Origin of the sequence: Cognatundibacterium crateris, from assembly GCF_010078235.1 — a bacterium.
GTDB lineage: Bacteria > Pseudomonadota > Gammaproteobacteria > Burkholderiales > Burkholderiaceae_D > Undibacterium > Undibacterium crateris.
This window is the reverse complement of sequence record NZ_JAABOS010000004.1, coordinates 117924-134052: the sequence shown is the minus strand read 5'-3', so window position 1 is coordinate 134052 and position 16129 is coordinate 117924. Positions and strand designations below refer to the sequence as shown.

At 51.6% G+C, this 16129-nt stretch carries 13 protein-coding genes; 9 read left to right on the top strand and 4 right to left on the bottom strand.

What is annotated here, in order from left to right:
- Window positions 1–2: 2 nt before the first annotated feature.
- The 4 genes from EYB48_RS09035 (at window position 3) to EYB48_RS09020 (ending at window position 5733) form a co-directional block, all read left to right on the top strand.
- Window positions 3–1316 carry an alpha/beta hydrolase gene (locus tag EYB48_RS09035; RefSeq protein WP_162020024.1) on the top strand — a complete coding sequence of 438 codons (1314 nt, stop codon included), beginning with the start codon at window positions 3–5 and terminating at the stop codon, window positions 1314–1316.
- A gap of 129 nt (window positions 1317–1445) precedes the next feature.
- On the top strand, window positions 1446–2078 hold the full coding sequence (locus tag EYB48_RS09030; RefSeq protein WP_162020023.1) for a Maf family protein: 633 nt from the start codon (window positions 1446–1448) through the stop codon (window positions 2076–2078).
- On the top strand, window positions 2075–3541 hold the full coding sequence (gene rng / locus EYB48_RS09025; protein ID WP_162020022.1) for a ribonuclease G: 1467 nt from the start codon (window positions 2075–2077) through the stop codon (window positions 3539–3541). The genes EYB48_RS09030 and rng overlap by 4 nt, the downstream gene beginning before the upstream one ends.
- Window positions 3542–4332: 791 nt before the next feature.
- Window positions 4333–5733: a Fic family protein gene (locus tag EYB48_RS09020; RefSeq protein ID WP_162020021.1), complete on the top strand. Its 1401-nt coding sequence runs from the start codon at window positions 4333–4335 to the stop codon at window positions 5731–5733.
- 165 nt (window positions 5734–5898) lie between these two features.
- Here the strand turns inward: EYB48_RS09020 and bla are convergent, their stop codons facing one another.
- The gene (gene bla, locus EYB48_RS09015) at window positions 5899–6798 is read right to left on the bottom strand and encodes a class A beta-lactamase (RefSeq protein WP_162020020.1); all 900 of its coding nucleotides are present in this window, start codon (window positions 6796–6798) and stop codon (window positions 5899–5901) included.
- 71 nt (window positions 6799–6869) lie between these two features.
- Complete coding sequence (locus tag EYB48_RS09010; protein ID WP_162020019.1) at window positions 6870–7760, bottom strand: LysR family transcriptional regulator; 891 nt, start codon at window positions 7758–7760, stop codon at window positions 6870–6872.
- Between the two features lie 188 nt (window positions 7761–7948).
- Here EYB48_RS09010 and EYB48_RS09005 point away from each other — a divergent pair, with 188 nt between their 5' ends.
- Both EYB48_RS09005 and EYB48_RS09000 read left to right on the top strand, forming a co-directional pair.
- On the top strand, window positions 7949–8812 hold the full coding sequence (locus EYB48_RS09005; protein WP_162020018.1) for an MBL fold metallo-hydrolase: 864 nt from the start codon (window positions 7949–7951) through the stop codon (window positions 8810–8812).
- 182 nt (window positions 8813–8994) lie between these two features.
- The gene (locus EYB48_RS09000; RefSeq protein ID WP_162020017.1) at window positions 8995–9414 is read left to right on the top strand and encodes a nuclear transport factor 2 family protein; all 420 of its coding nucleotides are present in this window, start codon (window positions 8995–8997) and stop codon (window positions 9412–9414) included.
- A gap of 134 nt (window positions 9415–9548) precedes the next feature.
- On the opposite strand, the gene EYB48_RS08995 is transcribed toward EYB48_RS09000, so the two are convergent.
- The gene (locus EYB48_RS08995) at window positions 9549–11234 is read right to left on the bottom strand and encodes a long-chain-fatty-acid--CoA ligase (protein ID WP_162020016.1); all 1686 of its coding nucleotides are present in this window, start codon (window positions 11232–11234) and stop codon (window positions 9549–9551) included.
- Window positions 11235–11450: 216 nt separating this feature from the next.
- Between EYB48_RS08995 and EYB48_RS08990 the strand changes: the two genes are divergently transcribed.
- The 3 genes from EYB48_RS08990 (at window position 11451) to EYB48_RS08980 (ending at window position 14067) form a co-directional block, all read left to right on the top strand.
- Window positions 11451–12482 carry an acyltransferase family protein gene (locus EYB48_RS08990; RefSeq protein ID WP_162020015.1) on the top strand — a complete coding sequence of 344 codons (1032 nt, stop codon included), beginning with the start codon at window positions 11451–11453 and terminating at the stop codon, window positions 12480–12482.
- Between the two features lie 325 nt (window positions 12483–12807).
- On the top strand, window positions 12808–13050 hold the full coding sequence (locus EYB48_RS08985; protein ID WP_162020014.1) for an IS3 family transposase: 243 nt from the start codon (window positions 12808–12810) through the stop codon (window positions 13048–13050).
- Window positions 13051–13101: 51 nt separating this feature from the next.
- Window positions 13102–14067: a polymorphic toxin-type HINT domain-containing protein gene (locus EYB48_RS08980; RefSeq protein ID WP_162020013.1), complete on the top strand. Its 966-nt coding sequence runs from the start codon at window positions 13102–13104 to the stop codon at window positions 14065–14067.
- Between the two features lie 656 nt (window positions 14068–14723).
- Here EYB48_RS08980 and EYB48_RS08975 read toward each other — a convergent pair.
- Window positions 14724–16091, bottom strand: coding sequence for a S41 family peptidase (locus tag EYB48_RS08975; RefSeq protein WP_162020012.1), 1368 nt, complete (start codon window positions 16089–16091; stop codon window positions 14724–14726).
- Window positions 16092–16129: the final 38 nt, after the last annotated feature.

Genomic DNA, 16129 nt, shown 5'->3' with positions numbered 1-16129 from the left:
GAATGATGCAGCTCGTGCGTGAAAAGCCGGATCAGTTTGTCGCCAAATGGAATGCACGCCGCAAAATACAGGACGATCAATTAGCATCCCTACCTGCATCTGAAGTTAAAGAAAAAGAAAAACAGCGCATACGATGGCAATGGGCCAGCGGTTTCATCAATTATCCGTATTTTCATCAACGTGAAACCGGTGAACCTGTCACCCCCGAATGGACACCAAAAAAGACTGCCATCCTTAGTATTCCCTTCAATGAGGCGGATAAGCTGCAATCTGTCCAATACTTAGAACTGATCCAGGCCTGGTTACACGATCAGGGTGGGCAAATCATTAAAACAGAGGCTGAATTCAAACAGGGTGATAACCGTTGGTTACGCGCGTATTTTGTACTCATAGAGCGCACAATCAGTAATCGGGAAGTAAAACGCATACTCATGACCCGATTACTCAAGGAACATATTGATGAAAATGGAGCAAAAAACACCGGTCCGCAGATAGATACACTGGAGCGTTTTGAAGCGGATAAGCAACAGATCCAAATATTCCGGGCGGCCTTAGCGCGGGAGCTTACGCCACCAGACGATCATTTGCGTTTCGTCTATCAGCAGGTCGAAGGGGTCGACCTGCAATTGCATGTTTTCCCAACATCCCGGAAAAACGACACGTCTCCCGTTTTCATCTGGTTTCACGGTGGTTCCTGGAGCACAGGTCACTGGAGTTATTGTCCAGTCCTGTGCCGTAGTTTAAGAGAACAGGGTTTTGTAGTGATACAAGCTGAGTATCGCACCTCGCAGAGATTTGATGGTACTCCCTTAGATGCGCTGGCAGATGCCCATAAGATCATCGACTGGGCCATAGAACATGCAAAAGAATTGAACATCGCCCCACAACAACTGATGGTTGGTGGATTTTCCAGCGGAGCATCGCTGGCCGCTCAAATGGCGGTATTAAACTCGAATAAAGTCAGTGCGGCGGCCTATATTGCAGGATGCTTCGACCCATCTAAAGACAGCTGGTATAACAGCGTGGTGGCGGCCAGACAAAACACCAGACAACTATCCCCGCTGCACATGCTGAATACGCATGTTCCGCCGCAGATTTTTTTCCATGCGAAAGACGATGAAATGTGCGCCTATCCGGATGCACAGGCAATGACGCAACAATTGACTGCATTGGGCGTACCAAACCGGCTGATCAGCTTCGAACAAGGCGGCCACTTCTTTATCTTCAAATCCCCAGATGATAGAAAACGCATCAGCACGGAATTAGGGCAATTCGTAGACACGTTGAAGTGGAAACGCAATGAAGACCAGCACTGAGGAAGATTTCGAGCCATACCGAAATCCCATATAGGTGCTTGCTCGCCTCCATTTTCCAGTACACCGCATGCATTCTTACTTATAAAATTCACCCTATTCGCCAGACCAGATTTTGTCACAGGAATTCTTATGTCTCACCAAGAAAAAATTTATCTCGCCTCTAAAAGCCCGCGCCGCAAAGAATTACTGCAGCAAGTCGGCATCGCCTATGAAGTTCTGCTGCTACGCGACGCCCCGCCACGTGGACCGGATGTGACCGAAATCGTTTTGCCCGGCGAAAAACCGCAAGCCTATGTAGCACGTGTAACGCAGGAAAAAGCTGAAATGGCATGGAAAGTCATGCAGTTACGCGGCCTGCCGCAACGACCTGTGCTGGCGGCGGACACCACGGTGGTGCTGGGTGAGCAGATTCTGGGCAAACCAGCCAATCGTGATGAGGCGATTGCCATGTTGACTCAGTTAGCAGGACAAACCCATCAGGTCTTGACCAGTATCGCAGTGCGTTCAGAACAGGGACTACACACCGTCACACAATGTTCGGAAGTCAGCTTTGCAGCCATGAGTCAGGCTGAGATCGCAGCCTATTGCGACACCAGCGAACCGTATGACAAAGCTGGTGGGTATGGCATACAAGGCGCAGCGGCACGCTATATAGCAAACATACGCGGCAGTTATTCTGGCATTATGGGCTTACCCATTTTCGAAACCTGTCAGTTGCTAGAAGCAGCTGGCGTTCGCAACACCACAGACAGGCCATTATGAGCGAAAACCTCCTCATCAACATCACCCCGCAGGAAACCCGGGTCGCCTTGATTTTTCAGGGTGCAGTACAGGAATTGCATATCGAACGTACCTTGTCGCGCGGACTGGTCGGCAATGTCTATCTGGGCAAAGTCGTGCGTGTGCTCCCTGGCATGCAATCCGCATTTATTGACATCGGTCTGGAACGTGCCGCATTTCTGCATGTGGCCGATATCTGGGATGCCAGAGCGCCGGAAGGTAGTAATGCGCAAGGACCGACCCCGATAGAAAAGCTGTTGTACGATGGTCAGGCCATCACTGTGCAAGTCATCAAAGACCCTATCGGTACCAAGGGAGCACGCCTGTCGACCCAGATTTCTATCGCAGGCCGCATGCTGGTATTTTTACCGCAGGATACCCACATCGGCATTTCTCAAAAAATTGAAAATGAAGCAGAACGCGAAGCCCTGCGCAGCAAAGTGCAGAGCCTGCAGCAAGCCGATGAAAAAGGTGGCTTCATCGTGCGCACCATGGCGGAAGACGCATCGGATGAAGATCTGAAAGCCGACGTTGATTACCTGCGCCGTACCTGGTCTACCATCACCCAGCTGGCCAAAACCCAGCCACCGACCACCCTGCTGTATCAGGATCTGAATCTGGCGCAGCGTGTATTGCGTGATTTCGTGAATGAAGAAACCAGCAATATCCAGGTTGATTCACGCGAAAATTATCAGATGCTGCTGGAATTTGCTCAGCACTACATGCCCTCAGTACTACCGAAGTTGCAGCACTACACCGGTGAACGTCCGCTGTTTGATCTGTATGGTGTGGAAGAGGAAATTGAACGCGCGCTGGGTCGCCGCGTTGATCTGAAATCAGGTGGCTATCTGATCGTCGATCAGACCGAAGCAATGACCACCATAGACGTGAATACCGGCAGTTTTGTCGCAGGCCGCAATTTCGATGACACCATCTTCAAAACCAATCTGGAAGCTGCGCATGCGATTGCTCGCCAGCTCAGACTGCGTAATCTGGGCGGCATCATCATTCTCGATCTGATCGATATGGAGAATGAGGAACACCGCAGCGCCGTTCTGGCAGAGCTGAATAAGGCCTTGTCACGTGACCGCACCAAACTGTCAGTCTCCGGATTTTCAGCACTGGGCCTGGTCGAAGTCACACGTAAGCGCACGCGCGAATCGCTGGCTCATGTGCTATGCGAAACCTGTCCGGCCTGCAGCGGTAAGGGTCAGGTCAAAACCGCGCGCACCATCTGCTATGAAATTCTGCGTGAACTGCTGCGCGAAGCCAAGCAATTCAATCCCAAGGAATTCCGTATCATGGCCTCGCAAGTGGTGGTCGATATGTTCCTGGAAGAAGAATCGCAACACCTGGCCATGCTGGGTGACTTCATCGGCAAGCCGATTTCTCTGCAAGTCGAAACCATGTTCCATCAGGAACAGTACGACATCATATTGATGTGATGATTTTTTTTAAATTCAAATACTTATAAAATATTTTTTAGTCGGAAAAGGTGGCTAGCTACATAGCTAGCCACCTATTTTATAAGCGGAGTCTATAGACCGTTTTAGACAAAAGTGCGAAAGTAAAAAAATCGCAATTGCCGTCAGAAAAATGACAATGACTTAAAGTGACCTCAAGCAGATAGCTCAAGAAGTGACACGTGCGCTCGCGCCAGAAAACAAACCTCTTTGCGCTGGAAGGCCGGGAAGTACATCTTGAGCCGGATGATTGAGCATACTTGTTTCTTCGCTTGAACTCTGAATCCCCAGAGACATTCGGGGAACAGTTAAACGAGCCTGAAGACCTGCAAATTGCCATTCATCTCGTCAGTGTAATAGACAATCAAAGTATTAGAGTTGACCTGGATGGCAGTTGTCTCAGCCGCTTTTACCTGAGTGCTTGGTTAAATCCAGAACTTCCCTTTTTTGACGGTCACCGGATACCGTAACAGAAAAACGCTGGCTTATGGCGTTTTCCATTGAAGCGGCCAATTCTCGAAGATTCTCAGCGAACCAAAGTCAAAGCCGAACTCTGTTCACAGTAAGTGCCCATTCTCAAACGATGCAGATACACATCCTTATGTCCTCGTAAATGAAACGCCGTTTAGTTTTAGTACGTATGGAAAGGAACAAGGGAGCGCACAAAAATGCTTTTCGCGACATCTATTTGGCACACAAAGTGACACAAACTCATTTGCGCGCCACTTTATTTGGCGCGATAATGGTTACGCCAGCAATAAGCAGAGAAGAAAATGCCAAAATCAATCCTGCCTCAAGAGTTAGACCAACTCGTCGAACTGATTTCCTCACACCATGAAGGTATTGGCATAGATGCAATCTTACAAGCCATCAGCGATAATATACCGCGGCGCACCTTGCAGCGAAGGCTGGCGCTACTCATAGGGCAAGGCCGCATCCAAACCAGCGGAGAAAGCCGTGCATTACGCTACCTCCGCACACCGCGAATCGTCAACGCATCAGTCCAAGCGCAAGCAAATGCTAAGGATCAGGCATCGTCCGAAGTTTACGTACCTACGTCACCTGAAGGTGCTGAGATTAAAGCTTATGTGCGCCAACCTCGTCAGTTACGTTCCCCAGTCGGCTACAAGCTGGAATTTCTTGAGCAGTATCACCCCAATCAAACCGCGTATTTACCCCAAAGTCTGCGCGATCAGCTACACACGCTGGGGCGCTCACCTGCGGACCAAACACCTGCTGGTACCTTTGCACGTGACATTCTGAATCGCTTGTTAATCGACCTGTCCTGGGCATCTTCTCAACTTGAAGGCAACACCTACAGCCGACTCGATACGGAACGGCTGATCGAGTTCGGCCAGGCTGCCGAAGGTAAGGATGCACTGGAAACCCAGATGATCCTGAATCACAAGGATGCCATCGAATACTTGGTGCGGGATCCTGAACATGCGAACCTGACCAGGGACACCATCATTGCGCTGCACGCATTCCTGTCTGATGGCCTGATGGCCGATCCGTCGGCTTGCGGACGTATCCGTAGCCGCGCGGTGGAGATCGGGGGCAGCGTGTATTTACCCGTTGCCTTGCCGCAGCGACTTGAAGAATTATTTGGCATCGTCATCCAAATGGCGGCAGAAATTCACGATCCATTCGAGCAAGCGTTCTTCCTGATGGTGCATCTGCCCTACCTGCAACCCTTTGAAGACGTAAACAAAAGGGTATCTCGACTTGCTGCGAATATCCCCTTCATCCGTCACAACCTGTGTCCGCTGTCTTTCATCGACGTACCGCAACAGGCCTATGTAGACGCCATGATTGGTGTGGTTGAGTTAAACCGCATCGAACTTCTGCGCGATGTTTTCGTCTGGGCTTATGAACGCTCTTGCCAGCAGTATGTCGCCGTGAAACAGAATCTTGTGCCGCCAGATATTTTTCGGCTACGTTATCGGCAGGTATTGACAGAAGTTGTTGCTGCGATTATTCGCGGTGATGAGGCCGCCACTGACGCAACGGTGCGTTCCAGAACACCCGCTACGGTGACGGATGCTGACAAAGATCATTTCATCGAATTGGCGCTTGCAGAATTCAAGACACTACATACGGGAAATGCTGTTCGCTTTGGTATCAGACCTTTGGAGTTTGCTGCGTGGCAGGAAAAACATGCAAAACACGATTGACCCATGCTTTTCCCATTGTGTTGATTCCAGCAACGCTAAGGGCGTCAATACGAGCAACACTAGACCTATTGCTATAACTACAGGAGCTTAACGCGAAAGATAACGATGCGATCTGTACCGAGGCAGCAATGTGCACTATTCCGTATCAAGCCAGCTGCCTGGCACTCAGCCCTGCTTCAGCAGCCATTGTTGCACTAATACCCGTGTCACTTCGGCGATGATATCGCTGCGCGCTTCGCTGTCTTTTTTCTTACGGCAGGTGTAAATCGCAAGTACAAACGGTGCGCGTGATGGCGGCCAGACTACCGCGATATCATGGGCGCTGCCGTAATCACCAGTACCGGTCTTATCACCAACGAGCCAGCCCTGCGGCAGTCCCGCGCGGATGCGGGTATTGCCAGTGGTATTCCCTATCAGCCATTCCTTGAGCATGTGTTTTTGCGGTTCAGCCAGTGCATTGCCGAGCACCAGTTTATGCAGGCTGTTGGCCATCGCAGACGGCGTCGAGGTATCGCGTAAATCGCCAGGCAGCGCGCTGTTGAGTTCTGTTTCCCAGCGATCCAGCCGGAACGCGTTGTCGCCGATGCTGCGCATGTAAGCGGTGAGCGCCGCCGGGCCACCCAGCTCGCGCAGCAAGGCATTGGCAGCTGTGTTATCGCTGGTTTGTATGGTCGCCGCACATAAATCGGCGATGCGCATACTTCCATCTTTATGCTTTTCTGTGACCGGTGAATACGTGACGAAATCGCTGCTGTTAAGCGTAATTTCACGCTCCAGCAAATCCCCATCCTGACTGCTTTTATGCAAAATCGCGGCACCCAGCAAGGCTTTAAACGTACTGCAAAATGCAAAGCGCTTTTCGCCCTGATAACTGAAGTGACGTCGCGTATGCGGGTCCAGCAGATACACCCCTATCGATCCCGAAAAACTCTTTTCCAGCCTGGCTAACTCCTGACGACTAGCCATCAGCGGAGAATCATTCACTGCCCAGGCTGGCAGGGTCAGTCCCAGCGGCGCAGCTGCCAGCCAGCCCAACAGCTGGCGACGTTGTGCATTCATATTCATACTTAGCTACCACATTCTTTTTACTCACTGCAGCTTGGAGTCAGGGTGCAGGATTTGGTTCCCATCCATGATCACCACTGTGTATTCGCAAAACGCTGCACCAGAAAATCCAGCAGCGCACGCACTGCCGGTGACAGATGACGGCGCGAAGGATAAAGTGCGCTGATGGTAAAACTGGGTAATTGCCATTGCGGCAGTATTTGCTGCAAGCGGCCGTCTTTGAGTTGTTGGCTGACCAGATAAGTGGGCAACATGACGATACCGGCGTCGGCCAGTGCCGCCTGCATCAGCGTGGTGGCATCATTGGCTGTGAAACGGCTGCTGATACTGAACGCAAGATGCTGTTCGCCCTGACTGAAATGCCATGGTGATTTGGCGAAATTGCTGTGACACAGACAGCGATGCTGCAACAAGTCCTCAGGATGCAAGGGCGTACCCATTTGCTGCAAATACGCCGGACTCGCAACCAGCATCGAATCACATTGTGCCAGCGGACGTGCGATCAGCATGGGATCAGGATCGCTGCTGATACGGATCGCCAGATCGATGCGCGACTCCACCAGATTCAAGGCACCATCGCCCAGACTCAGATCGATCTGCAAACGCGGATGTAATTGCAGGAAGGCGCTGACCGCTGTCGCTAGCTGCGCATAAGCGAACGAAACGCTGGACGTCAGACGCAATTGGCCATGCAGCTCTCCACCGCGCATACCTGTCTCTTGCTGCAAATCCTGCATCATCGCCAGCATTTGCTGGCTGCGTGCGAGGCAACACTCGCCCGCATCAGTCAGGCTTACCCGCCTTGTGGTTCTTTGTAACAGGCGCGCATCCAGCCACTCCTCTAACTCTTCCACATAGCGTGTGACCATCGCACGTGACATATCGAGCTTGTCCGCAGTGGCGCTGAAACTGCCACTGGCCGCTACCTCGGTAAATACCTGCATCGCCGTCAGTCTGTCCATGCTGTCCTCTGCTGGTTTGAATTCGCACGTTTTTTGAAACAATCATGCCCATTTTAAGGGATTTATCGCGCAGGAAGGCAGATATACACTGGCTTCAGTTTCAAAAAACGAATATCCCGAACACTCATCACACATTAAGCAAACACTCAACAAACGCTGCATCCTCTTACTGAAAAAGGAAACCTACCATGTTACGTCAGACTCTGATCGCCGCCACCATCGCCCTTACCGTCAACGCTGCTCAGGCTGAACAGGCTTTGCAAGTGCGTGTGTATAACGCCGATGCCAAGAGCTTCAATGTCAACTCCACCCTGATCACCGGTGAAAAAGAAGCGATGGTGATCGATGCCGGTTTCACCCGTGCCGACGCGCTGCGTATCGCAGCCAATGTGCTCGACAGCGGCAAGGAACTGAAAGTGATTTTCGTGAGCCAGGCAGATCCGGATTACTACTTTGGTGTGGAAACGCTGAAACAATACTTCCCTCAGGCTCAGGTATTGGCAACGCCAGCGGTATTAGAAAAGCTGACCTCTAAAGTCGCTGCTAAAGTCGCTTTCTGGGGTCCGAAAATGGGTGTGAATGCACCAGTCAAACCTGTGCTGCCAGTTGCCTACACAGCAAACACTTTGACGCTGGATGGAAAGACCATAGAAATCCGCGGTACCGAAGGCCTGCTCGCGCACCGTCCATATCTGTGGGTACCATCTATCCGCGCCGTGGTAGGTGATATCGCAGTCGTCAACAATTTGCATGTGTGGACCGCCGATACCCAGACTGCGGCGGAGCGTCAGGCATGGATTGCCCAGCTCGATGAGATGCAGGCTCTGAAACCGGCACTGGTCGTGCCTGGCCACATGCGTGCAGGCAGCGCTTTAGATGCAAGTGCCATCGGCTACACCAAAACCTACTTGCAAAAGTTTGAGCAATTTGCGGCGAAATCGGCCAACAGCGCGGAGCTGATTCGCCAGATGCAGCAAGCTTATCCGGATGCAGATGGCGCACTGTCGCTGGATATCGGTGCTAAGGTCACTAAAGGTGAAATGAAGTGGTAACAAAGGAAGCAGTCAAACTTCAGCGACATCAGTTCGTACACGTTTGACTGGCAATTGCAACGGCAGCGCTAGTTGCAATTAACACGAACACAGCAGCCCCCCAAGCATCATCCGGGAGGCTGCTTCCCAGTTGCTCTCATTTCGCTATTCCAAAAAAGTTAAGCACGACTGAAAAGCTAGCTATGAATACCTCAACGAATGCACAACAAACCGCACAACATCTGGCGCTGGTACGCAGCACTTACGAAGGAAGCAATGCGGCAGAAAATGCGCAGCGTCTGCGCGAAGCGGTCACCAGCGACATACGCTGGACTGAAGCCGCCGGTTTCCCTTATGCCGGTACCTATATTGGCTGGGATGAGATACAGCAGCATGTGTTCGCACGTCTGGGTAGCGAATGGCAGGATTACCGCGTCACGATAGAGCATTATTTTGCTAATCAAGACCAGGTGGTTGCGATTGGCACTTATAGCGGCATCTATCTGAAAACCGGACTGCCCTTCAGCGCCCGCGTCGCGCATTTGTGGACCTTGCGAGATGGCCGCATCAGCGCCTTCGAACAAATCGTCGACAGCGCAATGGTATGGCGCGCGATGAAGTAAGTATGAAAACGCGTTCAGCCTGACGCCGTACTATACAAAAAAACGCACTGCATACTCCGCAGTGCGTTTTGTTTTTTGTGCTGATTTTGTGTTGATATTGCGTTGATAAGGTGCTGCACTACCGGGGCCGGTGCTCAGCCCTTATGTTCATCCCTTAATTCGCGGCGCAGGATTTTACCGACATTGGTCTTCGGCAGCTCGCTGCGGAATTCTATGTACTTCGGTTTTTTATAAGCGGTCATTTGCTCTTTGCAATAGTCCATCAACACATCGACTGTAAGCGCAGGGTCTTTTTTCACCACAAATAATTTCACCGCTTCGCCGGAAGCCGCATCCGGCACACCGACGCATGCACATTCAAGCACGCCGGGATGGGCCGCCACCACCGCCTCCACCTCATTCGGATAGACATTGAAACCGGACACCAGGATCATGTCTTTTTTACGGTCCACGATGCGCACAAATCCACGCTCATCCATAGTGCCGATATCGCCGGAACGGAAATAGCCATCGGCCGTCATCACTTTAGCCGTTTCATCGGCACGGTTCCAGTAACCACGCATGACTTGCGGACCACGGATAGCAATTTCACCCGGCGTACCAGGCGCGACCGGCTGGCCAGCGTCATCCAGTATCGCCACCTCGGTCGATGGCACCGGCAAGCCTATGGTGCCGGAAAACTGCTTTGCATCCGGTGGTGTCAGCGTGGCGGTAGGCGAAGTCTCGGACAAGCCATAACCTTCGAGGATAGGTTTGCCCGTCAGTTTTTGCCAGCGTTCACTCACGCTTTGCTGTACTGCCATGCCACCACCGAGCGTGATCTGTAGTTCAGAAAAATCCACCTGTTTGATGTCAGCATGATTCAGCATGGCGTTAAACAGGGTATTCACACCAGGGAAGAAATTCACCTTGTGCTTGCTCAGCACTTTCAGAAAGCCCCCGATATCACGCGGATTCGGAATCAGGATATTCATCGCACCCCAACGCGCGCCCATCATCATGCAGGCATTCAGCGCCAGGATGTGATACAGCGGCAGCGCGCACACTGTGATCCAGGGCCGGTCTGCAGGCAGGCTCTGTAATGCGGGCTGCGACCAGGCATCATTCTGCAAGATATTGGCAATCACATTCCGATGCGTGAGCACTGCACCTTTGGATAAACCGGTGGTACCGCCCGTATATTGCAGGAAGGCGATGTCCTCATGCGTTTGCAAGGGCTTGAGCAAATGCAGGCCCGTGCCCTCTTTCTGTACCCGTTTAAAACTGACTGCGCCAGCTAACTGAAATGCAGGCACCATTTTCTTGACGTGCCTGACCACAAAATTCAGCAGATGTCCTTTCAGTCCAGGATGCAGATCGCCCATACTGGCAAGCACGATGTGGCGCACAGCGACTTTGCTCAGGACTTTTTCCAGCGTATGCGCAAAATTCTCCAGTATCACGATGGCTTCCGCACCGGAATCGCTGAGCTGATGCTCGAGTTCGCGCGGCGTGTACAGCGGATTCACATTCACCACGGTATAACCGGCACGCAGTATGCCAGCAACGCACACTGGATAATGCAGCACGTTGGGCATCATCACTGCCACCCGCGCACCGGGTGCCAGCCCACGACTTTGCAGCCAGGCACCAATGCGGGCGGAATATAAATTCAGGTCACGATAGCTGAGCCTTTGTCCCATGCACAGGTAAGCGTCGCGGGTCGCATAGCGTTGAAATGACTCTTCCAGTAAGGCCGTCAACGATGCGTACTGACCAGGATCGATCTCGTCTGGTACACCGGCTGGATACGAGGACAGCCAAGGTTTAGATTGTTGCATAGTGGTCTCCGTTTTTTTATTGGGTCAGGCTTAGCTTGCTTACGCTATGTTTCGCTAGATTTTACTTAGTCACAAGCACAATTTACCTTAATTTTATTTGGCTACCTCACTTCCTTTTACTTAAATGCAACAATTTCACATCCGCAAACTTTATTTCTGGAAATCTTTGCCCCATCCTATACAATGCCCGGCTCCCGCATCCAACTCTGAACGAACATGCAAGACACCGAACTACGCACAGCGCGTGACCATTGGACAGATATCGCCAAAGGCATAGGCATACTGCTGGTGGTGTATGGCCATGTGGCGCGTGGTGTGTTCAATGCAGACTTAGGCATGGATGCAGGCTGGTTCCGGCTGATCGATAATCTGATCTATGACTTTCACATGCCGCTGTTTTTCTGGCTGTCCGGGCTGTACTTACTGAGCTCGCTACAAAAATACGGCGCTGGCGGCCTGATCCGCAGCAAGCTTGATACCCTGATTTATCCTTATCTGGTCTGGTCACTGCTGCAGGGTAGCGTAGAAGTATTCCTGTCGCGCTATACCACCAGCCAGACCAGCATGGCGGATGTGCTGCGCCTGTTCTGGCAACCGCGCGCGCAATTCTGGTTTCTGTATGTGCTGTTCATCGTGTTTGTGGTGGCGGTGCTGTTATTACAGCGCCACCCGACCCGCTTGAAAGCCTGCTTGCTACTCGCTCTGGCGGCCTGGTGGGTGCAAAACCAATGGCAATTATTATTCCCGCTGGATTTTGTCTCCTCCTTTTTACTGTTCTTCCTCGCAGGCACGCTGTTTCAGCAATACCGCTCCACATTCCGGCAACATGCGCACAGCGCGCTGCTGATCAGCGGACTCAGTTTTAGTACGCTGGCCTGGATTTATCACAGCCAGCTAGGCCTGCATCATGACAGCAACCACTGGCTGAAACTGCCACTCAGTCTGAGCGGCATACTGCTGGTGATCAGCGCCTCCATGCTGTTGGAACGCCACCAAGCCGGCCTGCGTGGGCATCTCACACAAGCACTGCTGCTATGCGGCAGCTACTCCATGCCCATCTACCTGATGCATATTCTGAGCGGCAGCGGCATACGCATCGTGCTCAAAAAAGTGTTCCACCTGCAGTCCGCCCAGTTACACCTGCTACTCGGCTGCCTGTTTGCAGTGCTGTTACCGGTACTGTTTTATCGCCTGCGCGAACGGCAAGGATTTCAGTGGATTGGTTTGCTGTTTACTGCGCCGCGCTGAGTCTTAGCGCAGCAAGTAGGGCGCATCGCGATGCGCCGCATGCATTAGCTATTGTCACCAAGTTTTTTCAAACCACAGCCCGCCCTGTCGTTAGGAAAAATGCCAGCTTCCACTCAACAATGAAAACCCGAATAAAGCCGATCTGAAACGCTATCGACTCAGTCATGTGCAACTGGGTAGCTGTAAACTTCATCCTCATGCGGCGCATCGTGATTGCCCTACCTCAGGATTGCACCTTACCGCGTTGCATCATTCAGATAGTGGCAGTCAATAGGCCAGCAAAGCATTTCAGGGCAAGCTCAAGGAATTCGGCATGGTTTGCGCCATGAGTCGCAAAGGAAATTGTTGGGACAACGCGCCCACCGAGAGCTGGTTTAACAACTTCGAGAATGTGCGTTATCATGGAATTCGATATGCAAGCCGTTATGCAATGAAGGCAGCGAGCTTTGCATATATTGAGGTGTTTTATAGTCGAACACGGCAACATTCAACATTAGGCTATCGTTCGCCAGTTCAATATCTGGAGGACTGGATGAAGAAACAAAATCAAGAGAATTTGGGTGCATAACATTCACCTGATAGTGAACTAATTACCGAGGGAAGCTCAGTCTTTAATACCATGATCAGCCATGCCAAATCAGTCTACGCTGTTCAATATGTCTATGGGCAGCAGCACACCTTGGATTATTTGGTTTCCACGCACGACCATCCCTATTGGATTGAGGGGCAGGGTTGGACAGCAGCAGAGTCTTTGCGTGCTGGGCAGTCTTTTCAGCTTGCCGATGGTAATGCGGCGAAGGTCATTGGCGCAGCGCAGATATTCACAACGCAGATACCAAACGTTGGCGTTGCCCGTGATATCGACAATGCGTGGGAAGTTGCTCTGGATTTGAGTCAGGATGAAATCACACTGATTGACCGCAACGACTTTGATCTGTCAACGTTAGAGAGCCTGCAAGAGTTTGCCTCGCCGGTATTTAACTTTGAAGTAGATAACCTGCATACCTACTATGTTGGGCAGGCTGGGGTTTGGGCGCATAACTCGAATTGCCAGGAAGAGAGTGTTGGCGGTGCGATTACGAAGGAAATTGCAAAAGAAAATCTCTCGGAAGCTTGTTTTGTTGCAGGTACTTTGGTTCACACGAGGGATGGTTTGAAACCAATTGAGGAAATTAAGGTTGGTGATTGGGTGATGACGAATGCTGAGGACTCCGTTATGCCGAAGCTTCAAGTAGATGCACAGGATCCAATATATCGTCAGGTTATTGAAACGTTCGTCACTGACGATATGCCAATTGTTGAATTGCGTTATGTGCAACCCGATGGAGAATATGGTTACTTGCAGGTAACGCCAAGTCATCCGATTATGGTGAAAAAACATGGTTGGATGGCAGCTAAAGACTTAAGGTACGGGCATGTCCTAATGTTGGGTTATTGGGGTAATGTTATTCTAGGTAAGAACAAGCCAATCAATGGGACGGCGCGAGTTTACAATATCAAAGTCGATGAATTTCATACCTATTTTGTGGGCAAGTATGGTGTGTGGGTGCACAACTGCGGTCATAACGTTGAGACAAGGCCGTAAGGCGTAAACCTTTGGTAGGGCGCATCAAGATGCGCCGTATGGAAGCCTGAGTAACATGTGGGACGTTTAAATTCCTGCTGATCTTCTTTGTTTTTTTTTGTTATGGTTTCCTCTTCAGCTGCTGAAGAGGAAACAGCACGAAAGGCACATCGCGATGCGCCGCATGCATTNAACTGCGGTCATAACGTTGAGACAAGGCCGTAAGGCGTAAACCTTTGGTAGGGCGCATCAAGATGCGCCGTATGGAAGCCTGAGTAACATGTGGGACGTTTAAATTCCTGCTGATCTTCTTTGTTTTTTTGTTATGATTTCCTCTTCAGCTGCTGAAGAGGAAACAGCACGAAAGGCATATCGCGATGCGCCGCATGCATTAGCTATTGTCATCAAGTTTTTTCAAACCACAGCCCGCCCTGTCGTAAGGAAAAACGCCAGCTTCCACTAAACATTGAAAACTCAAATAAAGCCGATCTGAAACGCTGTCGAATCAGTCATGTGTAACTGGGTAGCTGTAAACTTCATACTCATGCGGCGCATCGTGATGCGCCCTACCTTAGGATTGCACCTTACCGTGTTGAGCTGAGTATTGGGGCCGGAAATCTGCTGTTAGCTTTTTACGTCGCTTGATGTGCCGGACCGTCATAAAACAAAGAGCAAATTCATTGATTTTCTGGCTTGCGGCACGATGATTGCAACCACTCCATGGCTGCAGGCAAGGCTGCAGCCGTGTGCTGTTGTGGCTGGAACTGAGCCGGCACTTCCTTACCATCGGCAGTAAGCAGCACATGGGTGACCAGGGCGAGCCTTGCACCATCTGGCAGCGACCAGTCGTGGACGCCATTTAATTGCCCGGCACTTCCTTCACCAAAACTGCGGGTGGCGGGCCGCTGCTGCAGTAGTGCCGCCAGAATTTCTGATGCGCTGGCAGTGCCTGGCCCCGTCACCAATGCCAGCGGCAAGCTGGTTTGCGGCTGACGCCATTGCGCTGCCAATGCCACATCCGGCTGCACTAGCTTGCCATGCTCTAATTCCTGATAAGTGCCATGCGCCAGACGTATCATGTTTTTTTCACCCCGCGCATTTTTCCACCAACCCAGCAATTGTCCTTCTTCAAATAATGGGCTAAAGCCAGCTAAAGGTGGACCAATTGCACCACCACCATGCGCGCGTAAATCCAGAATCAAGCCACAAGCACCACTTAGCTGCTGCAACAATGCCCCCAGACGATCGGCATAAGCCTGACGTAATTCAGGTTGCGGAGCGGCAAACCCCGGCAAAGCCAGATAGGCGACGCCCGGCGCTGGCCACTCCAGCTGCATCTGCGGCACGGCAGTAGCGGCAGCAGATGCCAAGGCGGGTGCCCGGCCACCCCGCGCAGGTAGGATACGGGAATGGGGAACCGGTTCTGCCAACAGATTGAGGCCGAGTTGCAATACCAGATTCCTGTCCTTCGCTGCCAGCGCATGCCTGCTTCGTTCCATCATTGCGCGCCAGGCACCCCATCCCATCGTCGGCGCAAACATCGCTTGCTGTTCAATACGCTGCATTTGCTGTTGCAGTACGAAGTCAGGTTTAGCGCCTTGCTGTTTATCGCTGATTGGTAACCAATAGAGTTGTGCTTGCCCCCAACGCCATTCACCGCCGCGGGGGTGTACAAAACTGAGTTGTAATCGTTCGGTCTCCGGCGGGGCCCAGGCCAATACACGTAACGCAGTTGCCGTCCCCGAAGGCAGGCTACTAATGTAATGCCGTAGCATCTGTTGCCCACGCCAGGCACTCAGATAAACAAAGCCTGGCGCCGCGTTTGTACTTTGCGTTAGCGGCAGGCGCAATTCCAACAGACAGTCCGTGCAAGGCGTTGCGATCTCTTGCTGGCTAAATGTCTGTGCATCCGGCTTTGGCCATGTCAGCGTCTGATGTTGCCAGGCCAGCGCATGACTGGCGCTAACAGACAACAGCACAAGCACCAGCCAGCATGCCCGCAACGAATCAACTGCCTGACGCAAAAAGTACCGGATGTTCTGCATAGTTTACGATCTTCCAATTTCCATAGACAGCGATAGTG